We start from the raw sequence: 21,165 nt of genomic DNA, 5'->3' as shown, positions 1-21,165 counted from the left end.
TTCCCCCTGAACGTTATTCTTTGCCTGAAACACCTGCAGACGCAAATGTTGCCATTTCTTTTAACATAAGCGTTGCTGATTGTAAAATCGGGAATGCGACCGCTGCGCCTGTACCTTCGCCTAATCGTAAACCGAGGTCAAGCAATGGTTTTTTCCCAAGTAGATTGATGGCAACATCATGGCCAATCTCAACCGAACGGTGACCAACAATCATATAATCACGAGCATGCTCGTTCATCATTGCTGCTAACACCCCAGAAACCGTACAAATAAATCCATCTAGTAAAATAGGAACTCGATTTGCACAAGCAGCAAGCATCGCCCCTGTCATCGCCGCAATTTCCAAGCCACCGAGTTTTACCAATAAATCAATTGCATCAGTCTTATCAGGCTGGCGTGCTTCAATCGAACGCATGATGATTGCTTGCTTATGTTTAACTTGGTCTGAATCAATTCCAGTACCGCTACCGACAAGCTCGGTAATATTTTTTCCACTTAACACCTGAATAATCGCACTGCTTGGCGTCGTGTTTCCAATCCCCATTTCACCAACGATTAAGCATTTTGCACCTTCATCAAACATTTTCTGAGCACGCTCATAACCAACCGCCAAGGCTTGTTCGACTTCATCACGAGTCATGGCATCCTCAACCAAGAAATTGCCGGTACCATAGCGAACTTTTTTCGACGTTAAGCCTGGATGCTCTAAATCTCCTGCCACTCCAACATCAACAATTTCAAATTTAGCGCCAATTTGGCGGCTAAACACGTTAATACCTGCGCCACCGCTTAAGAAATTCAACACCATTTGCGCTGTTACTTCTTGCGGATAAGCTGACACGCCTTCCTTAACAATTCCATGATCAGCAGCAAATGTAATAACTGCTGGTGGTGTTACGGTTGGAAATGCCTCGCCCGTAATTTCACCAAGCTGAATTGCAAGCTCCTCTAATCTGCCAAGACTGCCAATTGGCTTTGTTAACGTATCGATGTACTGTGCTACCTGTTTACCTTGTTCCTTATCGACTGGTTGAATTGCTGTTAATTGTTGAATCATTTTTCAACTCTCCTTTTTGTTGGTGAAATTCTATCATTTTTTCTTCTATAAAAGCGATATTAACATGCGCTCGAACGTGATCAGCCAAACGGTCAAACGCTTCTTCCCGAATTTGATTAAAAGAAACTCGTTCAAAGATTGGTGCTAACCCTTTATGCGCACGAAGTTCATTGATTAGCGTTTCGCGTAATTCATCATTATGGAAAATCCCATGGAAATACGTACCAACGACACTCTCATCTTGATTTTTACAGCCATCGGTACTTGCGATGGTTGAAATCAACTTCTGTCCATCACCTGCAATGAGCGAGCTGCCCATGTGAATCTCGTAACCTTCCACCTTGAATATTTTACCACAAAAATGAATTTCCCCTTGAGATTGGACCGTCGTCTTTTCTTGGGTAATCGTCGTTTGCACCGGTAATAGACCGAGTCCTTCCGATAACGCAAGCGGTGATTCAATTGCATATGGGTCCGCAACGGACTCACCTAGCATTTGATATCCGCCACAGATTCCAAACAACCTTGTCTTTTTCTGATGATGTAACTCAATGATTTTTTTAGCTAAACCACTATCTTGTAAAAACTGAAAATCTTCTATTGTATTTTTACTGCCAGGTAAAATAATTAAATCAGGTTCCTTCAACTGGTCAACTGACGTGATAAACCGAACATGACAGTCGGGCTCCACAAAAAATGGATCAACATCGGTAAAATTAGAAATTTTCGGGTATTGAATCACGGCAATATCAATTTCTTTGTCGTGATTTTGCGCGGATGTATATTGATCCAAAATAACCGAATCCTCGGCGTCGATATTTAGGTTTGGTAGATACGGAACGACACCTAAGACAGGCTTGCCGGTGTACTCCTCAAACCACGTAAGACCTGACTCAAGCAGCTTCACATCACCGCGGAATTTATTAATGACCACGCCTATAACACGGTCGCGGTCCTCCGGCTCTAGAAGCTGAAGGGTTCCTACTAAACTCGCAAACACCCCGCCTTTTTCGATATCACCAACCAAAACAACCGGTGCGTTAGCCATCCGCGCCACGCGCATATTGACCATCTCACGGTCATTCAAATTAATTTCTGCCGGACTGCCTGCCCCTTCAATCACAATCCGCTCATTTGTTTCGGAAAGACGATCCAAAGCTTCGCTAATCATTTGTAATCCTTGCTGATAAAAATCCTGACGGTATGCGCCTGCTTCCATATTTTTATACGGCTTGCCATGCACCACAACCTGGGCTTGATTGCCGCGATTCGGCTTTAGTAAAATCGGATTCATATCAGTCGTTGCAATAACCTTTGCTGCCTCAGCCTGAACACCTTGAGCTCGGCCAATTTCTTTTCCATCAACCGTGATATAGGAATTTAGCGCCATGTTTTGCGATTTAAACGGCACCGTTTTCCAGCCATCTTGGGCAAAGATTCGGCAAAACGCTGTTACAATTACACTTTTTCCCGCATCGGAATGGGTTCCTTGAAACATAATCGGAAGGGCTTTAGTCATATTGACGCTCCTTACACTTGTTAATCCAATTTTCTACCATCTCAGGGCATGAGCCAAAATGAAAATGGGTGTACCCGGCAATAAGATTTCCATTTAAATAACCTTCAGGCTTCTTGCCACGCATCCCTTTCGTTTGGTAAGCGGGCTGGATTTCTGTTGCTGGTTCAAAGGTAGAATAGTGAAATTCATGTCCCTTTGCTTGAAGCTGTCCCGGTAAAAGGAAGTTGCCAGGCTCACCAGTAATTTCTCGATATCCAAGTGCAGCTAATTTTGATTGCATTTTTACTTTACCAGGAATGATTCCGACCATTGGGAATTGCTTTGCGTCAGTGGTTTCGATCGCCCCGGTTAAATACATAAATCCTCCGCATTCGGCCAAGGTTGGTAAACCATCTGTAATGGCTGCTCTTATTGAATCCTTGACCTCATTATTGGCTGCTAATTCCGCAGCAAACTCCTCTGGAAAACCTCCGCCAAGGTACAAGCCCTGCACATTTTCAGGGATTACTTCGCCAGCTAAGGGCGAAAATGGGACAAGCTCTGCTCCATAAGCTTCAAGCAGCTCCAAATTTTCCTGATAGTAAAAATTAAACGCGGCATCCTTTGCGACAGCGATTCTGACGCTCGGTTCTTCACAGCGCTTCGCGAATTGGCTCGAGGTGATTTCAAGCTCTGGTGCGATGGCTAATTCAAATAGTTGATCAACATCAACTGTTTCAAGGATGGTTTGGGTTAATTTTTCAAAAAAGAAATCTAGCTCACCCCGCTCAATTGATGGGACAAGCCCGAGATGACGCTCTGGAATAGTCAGATCTGCATCTCGTTTTAAATAGCCGACAACCGGAATACCGCATTCCTGCTCAATCGCCGTTTTTACAAGTTTGTAATGACCCTCACTACCGACACGATTGACGATAACCGCAGCGATATTCGTTTCCGGGTCCAGTAGCTGAAAGCCTTTCACAATTGCTGCAGCACTGCGGGCGATACTGGCACAATTGACGATTAGGACAACTGGACTTTTTGTAATGACGCTAATTTCCGCTGTTGTCCCAGAATTGTTGCGAGGATCTTTTCCATCATAAAAGCCCATAACACCTTCAATGATGGCAATGTCTACATTTTGGCTATTTTTTTGGACGATTTCTTTGACGAGCTCATGGTTCAGCATCCAGCTGTCAATGTTCCGCGATGGCCTGCCCGTAATAGCACTGTGATAACTTGGATCAATATAATCCGGGCCACATTTGAAGCCTTGAACACTGTAGCCCTTCTGTATTAGTGCTGCCATGAGTCCGATTGTAATGGTTGTTTTGCCAACGCCGCTTCCTGTTCCGGCAATAACAAGTCTTCGGGATATTGTTGTTGACATTTTGTTGCCTCCTTTCGCTGCATACACAAAAAACACCCCTACTATAGCAGGGGTGCGAATTTACATATAACAGAATTAACAATATGTATTCCTTCACACTTCCACCCATAGGCCCGTAGGTTACAGAAGTGTTTAGATAAAGGCAGGTCTCCTGACTCTGGTTCTCTATTCCATGTGTCTTCCCAACTTTCATCAGTGACAAATGCAATGGAACTCCCCAATACAGTGGCGGGTACCGTGACGGATTTACACCGTCTTCCCTTTTCACACAACCCCAAACGCGAGCTATGCACCTTTCTAAACGGATATTTAATTATTATTATCTTAATAGATTATTATTATCTAACTCAGACTCATATTATCTTAATATTTGTTAATTTTCAACAAAATTTTTACCGCATTAAAGCGATGGGGGACAGTCCCCCATTGCTTTAACGCGGTAACAGACTAGACTTTAATGCTGAATGACCCCGACTGAGATGGTGACATTGCCTGATTTTTTCTTTACCAACGCTAACTCGCAAGCTCCGCTATACAACATTACTGCCGGCTCGCTGACTCCATATGCACCAGTATATTTGAACACTGTTTCGGATGGGTCCTTAATCTTAACTGAATTAAGCACCTCCGGAGAATAATAGACAAACTCCCAGCCATGGCGTTCGGCCACTTCAAGCAGCCCAACTTCATCCTTTTTCAAATCAATCGTGCAAATCGCCTTGACGCACTTCTTGGAAAAGCCTAATTCCACTAACGTTTCATCAATAACCGCACCAATCTCCTCAGCAGATGTCCCGCGATTACAGCCGATTCCAAGCGCAAGTACCTTTGGTCGATACAGTACACCATTCTCGAGAATCTGCCGAGACACCGCATCCTCCAACAAACGGTGGGTAATGACAAGCGTAGCTGAGAAACCGCCCACCGAAAGTGCCTCCTCAACCGAAGCATAAACACTAAAATGCCCCGGCAGTGGTCGATCATATTCCCACCAAGTTTTCTCACCAGATTCCTGGACAATCGCCACCGCTTCTTCATTCACTACCGCTGCGCTAACTGGGGTTAGCTTCAAAGCCGATGCTGAATCCCAAACCCAACCGAATCGCTTCCCAAACAAGTCAACCGGAATCGTTTGCCCAACATCGGAAGCCGTAGTGATAATTGGCCGAGCGCCAAGTGAAGCTGCCACCTCATGCGTCAATTCATTCGCTCCACCAAGATGTCCTGATAAAACGCTGATAACATGTTCACCCTTATCATCAATAACGACAACTGCCGGATCGACCTTTTTATCCTGCAAAAGCGGAGCAATCATTCGTACCACTGCTCCTAGTGAAATGATTACTATCAAGCCTTTATAGGCAGGAAACAACGCGGGAAACAACAAACGGACGCTGCCTTCGAATAACTGAATGCCCCGTCGTTCCTCATCGCGCTTTGCAAGCTTGGACATGTAATAAACATCGGCATTTTGGAATGACTGTCCAAGCGTGCGTGCGATTTCAACCCCATGCTTTGTGATTGCCACAATCGCATAATCGCCCTCAACCCGAACCTCTGGTATCTGTCCCTCAGCAAGCGTAATCATTTACGCATCAACCTTTCGCCGGAAGCCATGTGTAAAGTGCTTATCATAAAGCTTTGAACGATACTCTTTATTATGAATATTTTCATCAAGGGCCCAGCCGGCTAAAATCATCGCCTGTTTTCTAACACCATTTGTACGCATTGCTTCATCCAAATTTTCCACCGTTGTCCGAATAATTTTTTGATCCGGCCATGTTGCTTTATAAACAACAACAACAGGTGTATCCTTGCTCCAGCCTGCATCAAGCAGCTCTTGAACAACCTTTTTCGTCAACGTCGCACTTAAAAATAACCCAATCGTACATTGATGGGACGCTAAATCCCGTAGTTTTTCCAATTCCGGTACCGGGGTACGTCCTTCAGCCCGTGTTAAAATCACTGTTTGCGTCAAATCAGGGATCGTTAACTCCGCCTGTGCTGCAGCAGCTGCGGCAAATACCGAGCTCACTCCAGGAACAATTTCCACCGCAATCCCTGCTTTTTTCAACAGGGAAATTTGTTCCATAATTGCTCCATACATCGCTGGATCGCCAGTGTGAACGCGAACAACTTTTTTACCAGCGCGAATCCGTTCAACCATAACCTCAACCATTTCTTCCAAATGCATTCCAGCCGTTTTTAATACTTCAGCACTAGGTTTGGATTTTTTCACCAAATCCTCACTGACAAGCGAATCCGCATACAGCACCACATCTGCCTCCTGCAGCAGCTTCAAGCCTTTAACCGTAATCAAATCCGGATCGCCCGGGCCTGCACCAATTATGTATAGCTTCATTTATTTTCTCACCACCATTAGCGTTAAATATTGCAACTCAACTCCATCAAGCTCGGATGCCTTCCAAATGATCTCCTCATCTGATGTTACCTTCGTGACGACAGAGGCGTTTTCAAGCAAATCCATGTCACGTAATAACGACAGCATCGACTCAATGACTTTGGCAATTTTGATAAAAATAACGCAGTCATTGTCTTCTAATACTTTTTTCATCGCTTCATAATCATCCCGTGCTGGCACAATTGCGACCTGCTCATCGCCATCGGCAAGTGGCAATCCGAGTCTTGATGCAGCCCCATTAATTGATGAAATCCCCGGGACCACCTCAATTGGCGCCTCTGGATGGCGCTCCTGCATCAACCGCATCATGTGAATGAAGGTACTGTATAATAACGGATCACCTTCCGTGACAAAGGCAACATCTTTGCCTTCTTGAAGTTTGTCCCATACATCCTCGACCGTTTCAGTCCATTTCTGATCAAGGATTTCCTGATTTTTCGTCATCGGGAACACAAGACCAAGCAATTCCTTTTCCTGAGGCTGAAAATAAGCATCAATAATTTTTTGGGCATAGCTTTTACTGCCGCGCTGTTTTTTTGGGTAAGCTATCACTGCTGCTTCCTTTAATTTCCGAAACGCTTTGACAGTGATTAATTCCGGATCTCCAGGTCCGACCCCTAAACCATATAAAGTTCCTATCATGTTATTCTCCTTCCTCCCGCTCCGCCGCAATAATATATACCGGATTTAACCCTTCAAATCGCGTTAAGTTTAAAATCGGCTGACTCCGCGAGATTTGCACTAAAGTAATCTCTGTTTTAAAGCCTCGTTCTTTAAAAGCTGTCTGAGCATCGGCTAAATTTTCAATCGTTACAGCATTCAAGACAATCCGACCATTTGGCTTCAAACGGCTGCAGCATACATCGAGAATTCCGGACATTCCACCGCCAGTTCCGCCAATAAAGACAGCATCTGGGGCTGAAAAATCCGCTAAGCCCTCTGGCGCTTTCCCCTGTACCACCGTGGCATCCACTCGAAACTTCCGTAAATTTTCACGACAATTAGCCAAATCAGCCTCATTTTTCTCTATCGCAAACACGCTACCTTCACGCGCGATTTTTCCAGCTTCAATCGCAACTGAGCCAGTACAAGTACCAATGTCCCAAACCACACTTTTTTCTGATAATCGCAATGCGCTCAAGCTTAACGTCCGAACCTCTTTCTTCGTAATTAATCCTTTTAAAGGCTTGCGCTGAATAAAGTGCTCATCGTCAATCCCAAGCGGCCAAACGGGACTATCACCAACCTTTTTTAAGATCACCACATTAAGTGGTGAAAAGGTTTCATCCAGCATTTCCTGTAGCTCAAACCAGCGGCATCGCTCCGCTTCGCCGCCTAAATTCTCAGCGACAAACGCCGTATATTCCATCATTCCAAATGACAATAAATAGCTTGCTAGTTTATTAGGTGTATTTGTGCCATCTGTTAAAATCGCAATCTTTTCCCTTCCATCAATGCGCTGAGAAAGCCCCATCATGCTCCGCCCATGAACGCTCGTTAAATAAGCATCGTGCCAGCACTCACCCATCCGGGCAAATGCCAGTTGAATCGAGCTAAGCGCTGGGTAAATCTCTAGCTCGAGCTTACTTGAAAGAAACCCGCCAATTCCGTAAAACATCGGATCCCCTGAGGCTAAAATAACTACGTTTCGAGTCTCCTCGCACAACGCCCCGACAAGTGAGGTCAAGCCGCCCTCTATCGCCCAGGTTTCTCCCTTGTAATCAGGGAAAAAGCTTAAATGGCGCTTTCCTCCAATCAGAACTTCACTTTCATATATCCATTTTTCATAGATTGGTAGCAAGCTCTGTTTACCATCATCACCGATTCCAATCAGTTTAATCGACTTTTTCATGCGTCAGACTCACCTCCCCTAATAATTCTCCTTTAAGTGTGTATAATGCTGTGTCCACAACGACTCCACCGCCAACCTCGTTGAGCGCAGTTAAGCAGCAATACTCGGACATCTTGGTGAAAAACGCAGGAATTCTTGCAGCTACCATCATATCTCCTACTTGCGACGCCGTATTAGCATGGTGAATTTCTTCCACAAGCTGAACTGGAGCCCCGGCTTCCGTAGCTATTTTTGCTAAAAAGGAAAAATTGATAGGCGCACTTTTCGAGTGAACCATCATCACACCTTGAGCAACCTTGGAAAACTTCCCCATCATTCCAACCATGGATATCCGCTTTACACCCAGCCGCTTACACTGCTTTAATGTAAACCCAACAAAATCACCCATTTCGATAAATGCTTCTTCAGGAAGCTCGGGAAAGCGTTTCATTGCATATTTTTCACTGCGACCCCCGGTTGTGATGATCACATGATCACAACCGCTGGCACGAGCTACCTTTATTGCTTGTACAATGCTTGCTTTATAGGCTGATGTTGAAAAGGGAACAACAATGCCCCTCGTCCCTAAAATGGATATCCCACCGATAATCCCCAGACGGCCATTTAAAGTTTTTTTAGCAATCTCCTCGCCATCAGGTACTGAAATGACGATGGAAATCCCTTTTCTGACGCCAAATTCCGCTAGAACCGTTAGGGCTGTTTCGGTGATCATTTGGCGCGGCACAGGATTGATAGCAGCCTCGCCCACTTGAACTGGTAAGCCCGCTTTCGTGACTCGGCCGACGCCTACTCCGCCATCTAGCATAATCCCTTCAGCGATAGACCATGACACCGTTGCAATAATTGCCGCACCATGGGTCGCATCCGGGTCATCGCCACCATCCTTAATGACTGTCGCTACAGCTCGTGTAGCAGAAATTTCACAGGCTACAATTTCAAACTTCACATTCCGACCAACAGGAAGATAAATTTCTACCTCTGTTTGCATTTCTCCAGTCAGCAATGCAGTCAGGGCCGCCTTTGTTGCCGCTGTGGCACATGCCCCTGTCGTGTATCCTTGTCTTAGTTTTTCCGGCTTAGGTGTTTCCTGAACCTCGCTCATATCTTTCGTTCATTCCTCACTTCTTTTCATGCATTATTGCTGCTCTGCAAGGAGCGTCAAGGCGTTTAATGCTGCAACTGTCACCGTGCTGCCACCTTTGCGTCCAATATTTGTGATAAAGGGAATATCAAGCTTGGCCAACTCTTCCTTTGATTCAGCCGCAGAAACGAAGCCAACTGGTAATCCAATGACCAACCCTGGCTTTGCTTCGCCTTCTTTTACAAGGCGGATGAGCTCTAATAACGCGGTAGGAGCGTTACCAATTGCAAAGATTCCACCGTCTGCCTCACGGATTGCTTTACGCATCGAGATAATCGCCCGTGTTGTGTTAAGGCGTTTTGCCTCCTCGACCACGTCGGCATCAGAAATATATACCTTCACTTCACCACCGTACTTCTCGATTCTCGCTTTATTCACTCCGCTTTGAATCATTTGCACATCGGCAACAACCTTTTTGCCGCTTTTGATCGCCTTAATTCCAGCTTCAATTGCATCACGGTGAAATAATAGGCTTTTTCCTAATTCAAAATCCGCTGATGCATGAATGACCCGTTGCGCAACTTTGTATTGTTCCGGAGTAAACGGATGCTCTCCAACCTCTTCATCAATGATTTGAAAGCTTACTGTTTCAATTTGCTGCGGTTGAACGGTAACCGGTTTAAACTCTGTTAAAAAATCCATATTGACCCAACTCCTTATTTATTTTCGTTTATTGCTTTCCGTAAATGGTGCTACTTCATTTAAAGCTTTGAGAACACTGTTAAAATCGTGATGTACGTTTCCATAGGCAATCGTCGGTCTGCGAATTAATATGGTCTCAATCCCCAGTTCCTTGGCAGCGGCGATTTTTTCATTGACCGAACCGACCTTGCCGCTATCCTTCGTAATCATCAACGTCACACCATATTGCTGGTACAGTGCTTTATCAAATTCCTTTGAAAACGGCCCTTGAATGGCAATGATATTCTTTTGTGGGAAGCCTAGTTTTTCACATTTTTCAAGATTATCCATTCGCGGGAGCATCCGAGCGATGAGTCGCACTCCGTCAAGCTCCAATAGCCTTTCTGTATAAATTTGCAGTGTTTTACTGCCAGTTGTTAGCATGATGACACCTTTTTTTCGGGCGGCAAGGCTTGCGGCGGTTTCATAGCTCTCCACGATGGTTAATTTTTCAAAATCATAGCTTTGTGATTCCCGTTCATAACGTATGTATGGAATCCCAGCCTGTTCAGCTGCTTGGATCGCATTGCGAGAGGCCTCCTCAGCAAATGGATGACTTGCATCAACGACAGCACGAACCTTTCTGTTAGCTATTAAACTCACCATCTCATCAGCTGTTAATCTGCCAACCTGAACATCAAGTCCAGCTTTGTCGAGCTCAATTGCCGCATTTTCAGTGACGACTGTCGTTAACAGGGAAAGTCCTGCTTTTTTCATTAGCACGGCAAGCTCGCGAGCATCGCTTGTCCCAGCCAACACTAAAATCATGATGAAACGCCAGCCTTTTCGTCAGATTCCTGGATTTGATCATGGTGATGATCGTGATGGTGGCCATGCTCATGTTGGTGATGCTCGTGCTCGTGGTGGTGGTGCTCATGCTCATGTTGGTGATGCTCGTGCTCGTGATGGTGATGCCCATGCTCATGTTCGTGATGGTGATGATGAGCGATATTCTCCATCGCGCCAATTCGATAAATACACGTATCACAGTTCATTTTCACATTATCACTCAACGCCTCGTTAACGCGGTCGACTAGTATCAATTCCAACTTCGGGTGAAACCCAAAATAGTTTGCTAATTTAAATTCAATCTCCGGATATTTTTCCGAAAAACCAACCAGCATTTTCTCAAGTCGCTTTATTAAAATCCCGGTGAATAAGAAATAAGGTAAAATCACAACTTTCTTGGCACCAAGCTTAATACAGCGTTCCACCCCCTCATCGACAAGCGGACCCGTCACCCCCATAAATGCTGGTTCGATAATTGAATAATTGGTTTTCTCCCAAAATAGTCTAGCCATCTTGTAGAGGTCACTGTTAGCATCAGGATCACTGCCCCCTCTGCCTAATAAAAGGACCGCAGCATCTTCACTAGGGCTACTCACATCCTCGTCAATCTCCGCTAATCGGCTCGTTAAAATCGAGATATTTTCTTCGTGAATTCCAATTGGTCTTCCGTAAGTGATGCCAATATGCGGATATTTTTCGCGTGCTTCATCAATTGCTGCCGGTATATGAATTTTTGAATGGCCCGCCTGCAACAGCATAATCGGAATAATGGCGATGTGGCCCGCTCCCTTGTTAATACATGCTTCAATTCCTTGAAATACAGTTGGAAGTTCAAATTCCAGAAAGCAGGTTTCAACTAGTAAAGAATCGTTGAGCTGCTTTTTCATATTTTTGATAAATTGGCGAACCTGGTCATTTCCTTCTGGATCTCGGCTTCCATGGCCAACAAATAAGACTGCCTGCAACTTGTCCACTCCTTTTCGCATCTTTATTTTTCAAAAAACATTAGTCACCACATGGTGCTGCGGTAACGTGAAGTTTAGGGGTAATATCTACATGGGTGAAGCCTTGCACTTCTTTGACCCGTTTAAAATATTTATAAAATCGTTCATTTCGATAGCCATACTCTTGATAATCAACAATAATATTCTCAATCACACGCACGATTTCGTCTGGTTTAATGCCTTCTGCAACAATTTGACCAGGATGCCCTGTGCGCCCAACGGTTTTTCCACCTAAAAATAAATCAAAGGCACCTTGGCGATAAACGATACCGATATCCTCCTTGACAGCACCGTAGCACGCCATCCCGCAGCCGTTAAAACCGAGCTTTAGCTCTTTTGGCAATTCGACGCCACCAAGCTTCTGCTGCAGTTCCTCTGCATACGGAATGCTGTCCTTTTTGTCTCCATCACAGAAATCACAAGCCTTGATCGTTAATACATCGCCTACTGGAGTTAGCAATAGGTTGGCTTCTGTTAATTTGGCTACGATTCCATCAGGGTTTGCAGTCGGAAGGGCAAGCTTCATTTGGTGATCCTGCGTATATTCCATCACGCCAGTTTCACCTACTACCTCGGCCAAGATGAGGAGCTGCGCCGCGGTAAATTTCTTATTCGCTACACCAGGACTAACAGCAAGTTCAAAAATGGCTTCAGCAGGCTGACGAGAATCAGTAACTGGTGCTGTCACTTCGGTATTACCACTTACCAGTTGCAATGCTTGCTCAGCTAAATCCCTTAAAGAAGGGGCAGTTTTTGATGGCGCCGGGCTAATTGCAGATGGCACACTTGCATTTGCGCTTGCCGCAGCTAGTGACCACGGCTCGGCTTCCTTCGTTAAACGTTGATGCAGCTTTAAAGGCTGATCAGCTTGATTGAGCGTGTATTTGCGCTGGTAGCCGCGTGGTGTAATCATTAAGCCATCATGTAAAACAGTTGCAGAATTCCCGACGATCACTGTTGTGAGCATCCCTATTTCATGATTGAGCATGTCCTTTAAGTTCGTAACGACTACTTGTTCTCGGTCACGATAGGCGCTTTTTACTAAACCAACCGGCGTTTCTGGAGAACGGTACTTTAATAGAATTTTTTGTGCTTCTTCAATTTGCTTTGTTCGTCTACCACTTTTCGGATTATAAAAAGCAATGACAAAGTCCGTCTTTGCCGCAGCCACAATCCGGCTTTCGATCTGTTGCCATGGTGTCAAATGGTCGCTTAGGCTGATAGTACAAGCGTCATGCATAACTGGTGCTCCTAACAGCGAGGCACAGGAATTGATTGCTGATATACCAGGTATGATTTCCACTTCAACACCCGTCTCTTTCTTCCAACCTTTCTCGATTAAAACCTCATAAATTAACCCAGCCATACCGTATACACCGGCATCACCACTCGAAATCACCGCCACCTTGTTGCCTCGTTCAGCCTGCTTAACTGCTTCTTGAGCACGACTTACTTCCTCAGTCATTCCCGTGCTGATAATCTCTTGGTCAGTTAATAAGCCTTCAATCAGATCAACATACGTACTATAGCCAATGATTATATTGCTTTCATGAATGGCCGCTCTTGCCCGCTCTGTGATATGCTGAAAACTCCCTGGCCCAAAACCAATTACCAGCAATTTCCCATTTTTCATTTAAAACCCGCCTTTCAAAATTTCAATCAGCATCGTTGCTCCTAGCCACAGGCTATATACTCCTGTTAGAGAACCAAGCGCCAGAAACAACGCTTTTCTAATTCTTGCTTTCATAAAACCCCAAGTCAGTACCACAGAAATCAAAATCGTTGAAACCAACAGACCGATTACAAATAAAATCAGTTGGAAGGTCGCACCCGTTAAGCTATTCTCACCTATGACATTGGATAACAGTGCAATCTGTGTCGGACTTTCAACGCCAATTCCATGAATCACTCCGATAATAAATGCACTTGCAACCCCAAACTGAATGGGCGAAAGTCGTTGCCCACTCTCTCCAAAACCGCTTTTCTTGGATAATTTCCCAAAAAAATCAAATGCGATTTGCACTCGACTTTTGTACTCATACTCATCCTTTTGTTTGAATACAGATAGGAGCATGTAGCTACCAAGCGCAATCAAGGTAACACTTACTAAGCACTCCATCGCTTCACGCGCACCTTCAGATAACTCCAAACCAATAAAGATCGATACTAAGCCAATCAACAACACGATTGAGCTATGTCCAAATGCATACATTAGTCCCATCGAAAGCTGTTTTCGCTTTTTCTTTTCGCTGCCGACCATGTCCGCAAGTGCTGCCACATGGTCCCCGTCCATGCCATGTCTCATTCCAACCAATATGGCTAATAGCGAATAAGTTAGAAGCCCCATCTTATTACTCCTCCTTTTTCCCACAACAAAAAGCACCCCTACCGAAATAGGGGTGCGAAAATAAATACATCATAATAAATCAAGATATGCATTCCATCACACTTCCACCCATATGCCCGTAGGTTACCGAAGTGTTTAGGATAAGGCAGGTCTCCTGACTCTGGTTCATCATTCCAATGCGTCTTCCCGATTTTTCATCAGTGACAACATGCAATGGAATTCCCCAATACAGTGGCGGGTACCGTGACGGATTTTAACCGTCTTCCCTTTTCACACAGTTCATATAGCAATTTACTGTGCACCTTTCCTAAACGAATATTAAATTGTTATAGCTTAATAGTTATATCGAATTCGATAGAATTCATATTATCTTAATATTCCTTATATTTCAACAAATAAATTTTAAAAATTTTACCACACTAAAGCGGTGGGGGACTGTCCCCCACCGCTTTAACGTGAAAAAGGTCTGAGTCCCTTATGGGGATTCAGACCTTTTTTTGGATGATGAATATACGGTGTAGTTCACGATCTTTAAGCTTTTCACGAAGTGATGATATAGCTACCGAGCTAGCGAGCCAGAACAATAAACCAAGCGCGATGCTTAAGCCCCAATTTTGACTCGTTTGGAGCACTAACAACACCGTTGCCACACAGACGATTCCGCCAATCATGCCAAAAACTGAGCCGTTAGCAATTTTTCCAGCTTTCTTCGAGCCTGAAGCAATCCCTACCATCAAAACCGCTGTTAGCATAACAGCTGGAAACGCAGCAAAAATTCCCGCGAGTATTTTCCAAGGTGACAAAACCGTGATTAAATAGCTTAGCATGACGGCTGTTCCGCCAAGAATAAATCGAATAAATAAATCCTGTTTATTCATGATTTCCACCTTTGTTAGAATAAGTAAGATGTAATAAATACCACTGCTGTCGACACACCTAGCCAGCATAAAACTGTTTGCACTAAGCCGACCTTCCAACCCTGTTTTGGGAGTAAGTAACCGGCAATAATCGCAATAAATATATTAATACCCATGCCAATCATCGCACCCTTTGATAGGATAACCGATTGGCTGATAAGTTCCTCACCATGAAAATCAAGCTTTGTTGTCAATATGGCCGCTAAATAAACTGCTGGAAAGGCAGCAAAAATTCCTCCTGCTCGTTCACCAAGCTTTTTCGCAACAATAGTTGCAACCAGAACGGCTGTCCCGCCTAAAATAAATCTGATTAATGCGGCGCTTATTGAAATTTCTGCCACTACATTCCGCCTCGTTTCATTAATTTGAGATTAGGAGTGACTGCAGAAATATCCGCATCTGCTTTCACAATATTTTTTTTGTAAGCTAAATAATAAGCCAGTGCAACGAACACGGTCCCACCAACAGCATTACCTAAAAATACTGGAACAAAGTTTTGAAGATACTCAAGCCATGTAAAGTGACCAGCAAAAATAGCTGCAGGGATAACAAACATATTAGCGACAACGTGCTGGAAGCCAATTGCCACAAACGTCATAGTTGGAAACCAAATCCCTAAAATCTTGCCTGTCATATCCTCAGATCCATACGATAACCAAACAGCAGCGGCGACTAACCAGTTACAACCAATTCCTGAAAAGAATGCCTGAAGGAAGGTTGCTTCCAACTTATGTTCAGCAATGCTTACCGTTTTGTCTAAAAATACACCTGTCTCTGTCAAGCCAACAATATGGCCAAACACATAGGCAACAAAAACAGCACCGATAAAATTACTTAAAGTAATAATGGTCCAATTTTTCAACAGCTGTGTTAAATTTATTTTCCGAGATATCCATGCTAATGGTACAGCCATCATATTACCGGTTAATAGTTCTCCACCTGCGATTAATGTTAAAATAAGTCCAATAGGAAAAATGGATGCTCCTAAAAGTGAGCTTAACCCGGCAATATCACCAGTCAAAGGTGCAGTTACCCGAATAAATAGCAAGTAACCCAAAGCAATAAAAGCTCCTGCCTGGAACCCTAAAACTACAGATTTCAGCAATGGATATTTTGATTTTTTATATCCATTTTCCACTGTAATATTAGCGATTTGTTCCGGCTTGAAAAACGACATGTTAACCAGTCCCTTTCGACTTAGAAAAGCGGAAGCGCCTTCGTTGGAGCTAGACACTACTAGTCTAAGTTCAAAATGTTATTATTTTTTAAATGAAATATAATGCAAAAATAATAAAATGTGAATTACGTCACATAGTATTACATCCATATTTATTTTAACCCAACTCCTCTATACAGCCATGTGAACTTTTTTCAACTGTTTATTAAACGCTTACATTTCCATTTTTTCAACGTTTTACTGTATATAAATCTAAAACACGGTATAGTTTTTGGTTCTATTCACTATTTTAAAATTATTATTCACAAAATTCCGATTTGCTTTATAATAGTTGTTATTCATTTATTTTAAAAAAATAAATTGGAAAGAAAGAAGTGGAAGGGATTGGCATCTAGAAATAAACGATTTATCTATATCACACTCGTCCTAGTCATGATTGCTTGGGGTCTAAACGTCATTGCGACGAAATTACTGGTAACGAGTTTTAGCCCTGTTACAATTACAGCGTTTCGGATTTTTGCCGCTTCAATATGTGTTTTTATCATTCTCGGAGCAATGAAAAAGGTGAGAATTCCAACAAAACGTGAGGTTAAGTTTATTATCATTGGTGGGTTATTCAATGTTGTCGCCCATCATTTTTTCTTATCGCTTGGCTTGAAGGAAACCACTGCGTCAAATGGCGGACTCATTCTTGGTTTAGGACCATTATTAACGACCATACTTGCGATTGCCTTTTTAGGAGCGACTTTAACAATGGCACGTATTGTAGGTGTGTTGCTAGGTTTTACTGGGGTGGCCTTGGTGGTGTTGAAAAACGGCAACGTCAGTGGAGTCTCAATCGGGGATTTGTTCGTGTTTATCTCGATTTTATCGCAGGCAATTAGCTTTATTTTTATTAGCAAAATCGCAAAAACATTAGACCCAAGATTAATGACCGGGTACATGCTTTTGTTTGGCTCCTTGGTTTTGTTTGTGATTAGCTTAGTAGTTGAACCAAAAGGATTGCAGAGCTTGGCAAATGGCTCCGCTCTCGTGTGGCTAGTGTTTTTTGCATCTGCATTCATTGCAACAGCGGTTGGACACATGGTCTATAATTTCTCGGTTGGTCAAATCGGGGCAGCGGAAACATCCATCTTCATCAACTTAAACCCGTTTTTCGCACTGCTTGGAGCGGTTATTTTTCTCCATGAAAAAATTGTACTGAGCCAGATTTTTGGATTTTGCTTCATCATCGCCGGTGTCGTGGTTGGTTCCGACTTATGGATTGAAATCATCAGAAACTCCCGAAAAAACAAAATGAAAAATTTAAGCGCCTGACCCTTTTATGTCTGATTCAAACATAAAGGATCAGGCTGCTTTTTATTTTGTGTTTAGTAATACTTTAAAGCTTTCTTCAAATCGATTAACCAATTGCTTTTGTGAATTGCGTGTTTGCTTCACATATTCATAAGTTACCTTTTCCCAGCGCTGACGGCTGTCACGGGCAAACTCAACATAGGATTCGCTTTTTTCCTCGATGTTTTTTTCAATGCGGTCTAGTAAACCAAATGTTGATTTTATTGGCGTTAATGTAAGATCCTCAATTCGTGAAGATACATCGCTAATTTGCTCTTTTAGATCAGCACCAGCGGTTTCATTTGACCCTGGAAGATTGTTAGAAATCTCTTTAACGATTTCATTATTCGTTTTCTTTGACTCCTGGTAAAAGCTTGTTAGCGACTTGCGAAACTCTTGATTTAGTTTAATAACTTCCTTAACCGATTTCAAAAATGCATCTTCTCGTTCTTCCCCAAATTGCTTTGACCGCTCAAGGCCTTGTTCATACTGGTCCCACACTGTATCAACAAATAAATCCGTAGCATTTGTCGTTTCTGTGGCAGTGTTTTTTTGTGCAGCTTTAATTACTACTTTATCACTCTTCTTCGGATTCATTTTTAATATTTCTCCCCTTGTTCGCATTTTTTTCTCTATTGGATCCTTCACTCAAAAATGAAGGGATATAGAGGTCAAGAAAACTAGAATACATATTGAAAAATTGGTCCAACATTGTTTGGTAGCTCTCCAATTGGTTCGCATAGCCCTTCAAGTAAGTTACACCCACATCGGTAATCGTGTATCTTCGTTTGGCAGGACCGGCGCCAGTTGTATCCCATTCAGATTGAACAAGATTTTCCTTTTCAAGCTGCCTTAGTAGTCGGTATAGGTTTCCTTGATCAATCGTATGAAAACCAAACGCTTGCAGCTTCTGGCTGAGCTCGTATCCGTGTAATGACATTTTACTTAAAAGTAATAAGATAAATGGCATTACGAAGTTTTTCGAAGGTTGTATCGATGGAGTTTCATAATCCTTTGTCAAGTGCTTTCCACCTCCACTTGTCTATATATGTATTTTACACTTAAGGGTAATTTTCTGTCAATTCATCATATACATAAATTAAACAATTATAAAAATGATTACATTTCATGTTGGATGGGAATAAGGTGTAGTATAAACAAGTTGGAGGGATTAAAACATGGGAAATTACTTACTTAGTAATTCCGGGATTCCTTATTTACGCATCGGTGCCGGTGAACCTTTAATCCTGATACATGGTTTAGGTGAAATGAAAGAAGCATGGAACAATCAGTTTGAGCTGTCAGATCAATTCAATCTGATAATCCCAGACCTTCGTGGACATGGTGATCATAAAACAACCGAAGATATTTCGATTGAACACTTTGCTCAAGATGTCATCACATTACTTGAAGAGCTCAATATTGAAAACGCTCACATATGTGGGTTGTCGTTAGGGGGCCTAGTCGCCCAAGAAATTTATCGGCAACGGCCAGAAAAATGCCGATCGTTAATGCTGGTCAGTACCTTCCATTTCATGCCGAAACATTTGGGGTATTTAATTTATTCTATGCGGAAATTGAAAACCAATGCGATATCAGTTGATGCGCACAAAGAGATTGCTGCGCGAGTTTGTCTTTATTCTTGGAGCAAAGAAAATTACCAACACTTCCTAGACCACTATCGGCCGGACCGTGAAATCTATATACGCTCAGTTGCGTCAGCTATGAAAGTAAATAATATTACATTGCTTCCCCAAATTAAAGTGCCAACACTTATTATCGGCGGGCAATATGATACTGTAACACCGGTTTGGGTGCAGCTTTTAATGCATAAACAAATTGGACATTCTGAATTCGTCATTATTAGAAACGCTGGACATGCGGCAAAAATAGAAGCAAAAGCAACCTTTAATCAAACACTGCGGGAATTTTTGCAGAAACACGAGAAACAAAAGCCCGCTTGCTAAGGAAAGATAAAGCAGCCTAAGCTTTAGTCTAAAGCCCCTGAACCCTCAAATTACAACAATAAGGCTGACATACGGATTCATCCTTGTATGTCAGCCTTATTGTTTTGGTTTTGTTTTTGGTTTATCCCGCATTAACGGGCAGTTAGACCTCCACAGATGGAGGATTCATATTATTTAGATTGGCCAGAAGATCCAGCAACAACTGGCTCCTTTTGCTCGCCCTTATCAATTAACGTTTTTAACGCTTCAATTTCATCTTTGAAGGTATTCAACTGAACTAGCTCTTTCTTCATTGCTACTATATCTGTTTGCAGATCTTTTGTTTCAGATAGTTGTTTTTTCGTTCTAGTCAATTCCGTCTTCAATTGCTTTGTTAATTTAATAATTTCTTTCGATACATCGATTACACTTTCAATATCCTTGTTTGTTGACTGAACAGCTTCACTTAAACCGAATAGTTGCTCTTCTAGTGAATCAAGCTTTTCTTCTGTTTGATTTTCGCGACTAGTGAGCTTTGCAAGGTCACTTTTAGTCGGTACATTCAATATACTCGCAATGACTTCTTGATTTTTTCGAAATAGTTCCAAGGTACGGAACTGAGAAACTTCAGCTTTTGCTGTTAGCTGCTCCAATTCTTTATTGTTGCTAATAACTGAAAGGTAAACATTTAGTTGCTTTTCCCAAATCTCATTGATTTTGTTTAGGACAGCATACGAATCCTGTATACTTTGAATCGGCATCCTGACTCCTCCTTAAATTATTTTTTGATTATATTTGCTGAACTTTCCATATATCTTTGCAAAGGAAAAAAGATCGATTTAAACTGGTTTTGAAATAAGTTAACAATCATTTTTTGATTTCCATAAAAAACAGATGCAGTTTGCATGATATTCTCTAAATATTGCTGTCTTGCTTGACGGCGAAGCGCCACGTAGCTTTCAACCGCATGCAAATATTTTCCTGTTGATTGCTCACTTGTTATAGCATTAATTGGCGTTATAAGAATTTTGGCCGTTTTACTCTGGATATCATCAATTACTCGATTGATATCATGGTAAGATTTCTTTGGAAAAAGTTGTTTAATTATTGTGGTTGTCATTAGGAGTTCTTCCCGTGCGGTTCCTTCCCATTCGCAAAGCTCTTTATTGAATTGATCTGTGATAGTCTTTAAGCTTTCACGATTCAGATTGACTCTTTCAACATATTTTCGAACCGCAGTTAATAGCACTTGGTCATAATAGTCTGACTGTTCTGCCCAAGACTCTAGCTGTTCTAAAGCATTTTTCCAGACGAGCTCTAAGCTGGTTTGCTGACCATTTTCGGAAAAATTACGGCTTGTCCAATTATTCGCAAGCTGATCATCCAAATTTGTCTGATTCGGCATTTTGGCTCCTCCATTTTCATATTTTCTGTGCTAGCTATACAAATATTAATCATCGTTCGGTTAATTTTTTCTAAATATTTACACAATTTAAATTATTGTCACTTCTTACGACTTTGTAAACCCTTCTTTGTCGACAAATCTTGCAATCTATCTTATATATATCGCTTCACAAACCGAATAAAGCCTAGTCTATTAATGTTG

General features: G+C 42.6%; 22 protein-coding genes and 2 riboswitches. Of the genes, 2 read left to right on the top strand and 20 right to left on the bottom strand.

The features are described 5' to 3' along the window. Window positions 1-13: 13 nt before the first annotated feature. The 16 genes from cobT to HHO41_RS05195 all read right to left on the bottom strand — a co-directional run bounded on the left by cobT (window position 14) and on the right by HHO41_RS05195 (window position 16,278). On the bottom strand, window positions 14-1,057 hold the full coding sequence (gene cobT / locus HHO41_RS05270) for a nicotinate-nucleotide--dimethylbenzimidazole phosphoribosyltransferase (protein WP_169096211.1): 1,044 nt from the start codon (window positions 1,055-1,057) through the stop codon (window positions 14-16). After that, entirely contained in the window at window positions 1,020-2,576 is a 1,557-nt protein-coding gene (locus tag HHO41_RS05265) for a cobyric acid synthase (protein WP_169096209.1), read from the bottom strand. The genes cobT and HHO41_RS05265 overlap by 38 nt, the downstream gene beginning before the upstream one ends. Beyond that, window positions 2,569-3,948 (bottom strand): cobyrinic acid a,c-diamide synthase CobB, encoded by a 1,380-nt coding sequence (locus HHO41_RS05260; RefSeq protein ID WP_169096207.1) that lies wholly within the window; start codon window positions 3,946-3,948, stop codon window positions 2,569-2,571. Before HHO41_RS05260 ends, HHO41_RS05265 begins: the two co-directional genes overlap by 8 nt. 124 nt (window positions 3,949-4,072) lie before the next feature. Then, a riboswitch (cobalamin riboswitch) is annotated at window positions 4,073-4,260 on the bottom strand. A 142-nt stretch (window positions 4,261-4,402) separates the two neighbouring features. After that, on the bottom strand, window positions 4,403-5,536 hold the full coding sequence (locus tag HHO41_RS05255) for a cobalt-precorrin 5A hydrolase (protein ID WP_169096205.1): 1,134 nt from the start codon (window positions 5,534-5,536) through the stop codon (window positions 4,403-4,405). Then, the gene (gene cobM, locus HHO41_RS05250; RefSeq protein ID WP_169096203.1) at window positions 5,537-6,310 is read right to left on the bottom strand and encodes a precorrin-4 C(11)-methyltransferase; all 774 of its coding nucleotides are present in this window, start codon (window positions 6,308-6,310) and stop codon (window positions 5,537-5,539) included. After that, window positions 6,311-7,012: a precorrin-2 C(20)-methyltransferase gene (gene cobI, locus HHO41_RS05245; protein ID WP_169096201.1), complete on the bottom strand. Its 702-nt coding sequence runs from the start codon at window positions 7,010-7,012 to the stop codon at window positions 6,311-6,313. Window position 7,013: 1 nt separating this feature from the next. Continuing rightward, entirely contained in the window at window positions 7,014-8,222 is a 1,209-nt protein-coding gene (gene cbiE / locus HHO41_RS05240; protein WP_169096199.1) for a precorrin-6y C5,15-methyltransferase (decarboxylating) subunit CbiE, read from the bottom strand. After that, window positions 8,206-9,324 carry a cobalt-precorrin-5B (C(1))-methyltransferase gene (locus tag HHO41_RS05235; RefSeq protein WP_169096197.1) on the bottom strand — a complete coding sequence of 373 codons (1,119 nt, stop codon included), beginning with the start codon at window positions 9,322-9,324 and terminating at the stop codon, window positions 8,206-8,208. The genes cbiE and HHO41_RS05235 overlap by 17 nt, the downstream gene beginning before the upstream one ends. A gap of 33 nt (window positions 9,325-9,357) precedes the next feature. Then, window positions 9,358-10,005 carry a precorrin-8X methylmutase gene (locus HHO41_RS05230; RefSeq protein ID WP_169096195.1) on the bottom strand — a complete coding sequence of 216 codons (648 nt, stop codon included), beginning with the start codon at window positions 10,003-10,005 and terminating at the stop codon, window positions 9,358-9,360. Window positions 10,006-10,023: 18 nt separating this feature from the next. Then, window positions 10,024-10,812 carry a precorrin-6A reductase gene (gene cobK / locus HHO41_RS05225; RefSeq protein WP_169096193.1) on the bottom strand — a complete coding sequence of 263 codons (789 nt, stop codon included), beginning with the start codon at window positions 10,810-10,812 and terminating at the stop codon, window positions 10,024-10,026. Further along, window positions 10,809-11,798, bottom strand: a complete 990-nt coding sequence (locus tag HHO41_RS05220) for a sirohydrochlorin chelatase (RefSeq protein WP_169096191.1) — start codon at window positions 11,796-11,798, stop codon at window positions 10,809-10,811. Before HHO41_RS05220 ends, cobK begins: the two co-directional genes overlap by 4 nt. A gap of 40 nt (window positions 11,799-11,838) precedes the next feature. Beyond that, on the bottom strand, window positions 11,839-13,470 hold the full coding sequence (gene cobJ, locus HHO41_RS05215; RefSeq protein ID WP_169096189.1) for a precorrin-3B C(17)-methyltransferase: 1,632 nt from the start codon (window positions 13,468-13,470) through the stop codon (window positions 11,839-11,841). After that, complete coding sequence (locus tag HHO41_RS05210) at window positions 13,471-14,184, bottom strand: HoxN/HupN/NixA family nickel/cobalt transporter (RefSeq protein WP_169096187.1); 714 nt, start codon at window positions 14,182-14,184, stop codon at window positions 13,471-13,473. Between the two features lie 127 nt (window positions 14,185-14,311). After that, window positions 14,312-14,505: riboswitch (cobalamin riboswitch) on the bottom strand. A gap of 164 nt (window positions 14,506-14,669) precedes the next feature. Continuing rightward, window positions 14,670-15,062 carry a DUF3147 family protein gene (locus HHO41_RS05205; protein ID WP_169096185.1) on the bottom strand — a complete coding sequence of 131 codons (393 nt, stop codon included), beginning with the start codon at window positions 15,060-15,062 and terminating at the stop codon, window positions 14,670-14,672. Between the two features lie 14 nt (window positions 15,063-15,076). Then, window positions 15,077-15,442: a DUF3147 family protein gene (locus HHO41_RS05200; protein ID WP_169096183.1), complete on the bottom strand. Its 366-nt coding sequence runs from the start codon at window positions 15,440-15,442 to the stop codon at window positions 15,077-15,079. Further along, window positions 15,442-16,278 carry a formate/nitrite transporter family protein gene (locus tag HHO41_RS05195; protein ID WP_169096181.1) on the bottom strand — a complete coding sequence of 279 codons (837 nt, stop codon included), beginning with the start codon at window positions 16,276-16,278 and terminating at the stop codon, window positions 15,442-15,444. Before HHO41_RS05195 ends, HHO41_RS05200 begins: the two co-directional genes overlap by 1 nt. Window positions 16,279-16,662: 384 nt before the next feature. Between HHO41_RS05195 and HHO41_RS05190 the strand changes: the two genes are divergently transcribed. Continuing rightward, window positions 16,663-17,595 (top strand): DMT family transporter, encoded by a 933-nt coding sequence (locus HHO41_RS05190; RefSeq protein ID WP_248278373.1) that lies wholly within the window; start codon window positions 16,663-16,665, stop codon window positions 17,593-17,595. Between the two features lie 42 nt (window positions 17,596-17,637). Here HHO41_RS05190 and HHO41_RS05185 read toward each other — a convergent pair whose 3' ends face one another. Beyond that, window positions 17,638-18,210, bottom strand: coding sequence for a hypothetical protein (locus tag HHO41_RS05185; RefSeq protein ID WP_169096179.1), 573 nt, complete (start codon window positions 18,208-18,210; stop codon window positions 17,638-17,640). Next, window positions 18,191-18,634 carry a poly-beta-hydroxybutyrate-responsive repressor gene (gene phaQ / locus HHO41_RS05180; RefSeq protein ID WP_248278372.1) on the bottom strand — a complete coding sequence of 148 codons (444 nt, stop codon included), beginning with the start codon at window positions 18,632-18,634 and terminating at the stop codon, window positions 18,191-18,193. Before phaQ ends, HHO41_RS05185 begins: the two co-directional genes overlap by 20 nt. Before the next feature lie 157 nt (window positions 18,635-18,791). Between phaQ and HHO41_RS05175 the strand changes: the two genes are divergently transcribed. Further along, window positions 18,792-19,580, top strand: coding sequence for an alpha/beta fold hydrolase (locus HHO41_RS05175; RefSeq protein ID WP_169096177.1), 789 nt, complete (start codon window positions 18,792-18,794; stop codon window positions 19,578-19,580). Between the two features lie 170 nt (window positions 19,581-19,750). On the opposite strand, the gene HHO41_RS05170 is transcribed toward HHO41_RS05175, so the two are convergent. Beyond that, window positions 19,751-20,320 carry a polyhydroxyalkanoate biosynthesis repressor PhaR gene (locus tag HHO41_RS05170; RefSeq protein ID WP_169096175.1) on the bottom strand — a complete coding sequence of 190 codons (570 nt, stop codon included), beginning with the start codon at window positions 20,318-20,320 and terminating at the stop codon, window positions 19,751-19,753. 17 nt (window positions 20,321-20,337) lie between these two features. Continuing rightward, a complete protein-coding gene (locus HHO41_RS05165) occupies window positions 20,338-20,964 on the bottom strand; it encodes a hypothetical protein (protein WP_169096173.1) in 627 nt (208 codons plus the stop codon). Window positions 20,965-21,165 lie beyond the last annotated feature (201 nt).

Source organism: Bacillus sp. DNRA2 (genome assembly GCF_012843265.1).
GTDB lineage: Bacteria > Bacillota > Bacilli > Bacillales > Cytobacillaceae > Bacillus_BU.
This window is presented reverse-complemented; position numbering and strand designations above follow the sequence as displayed.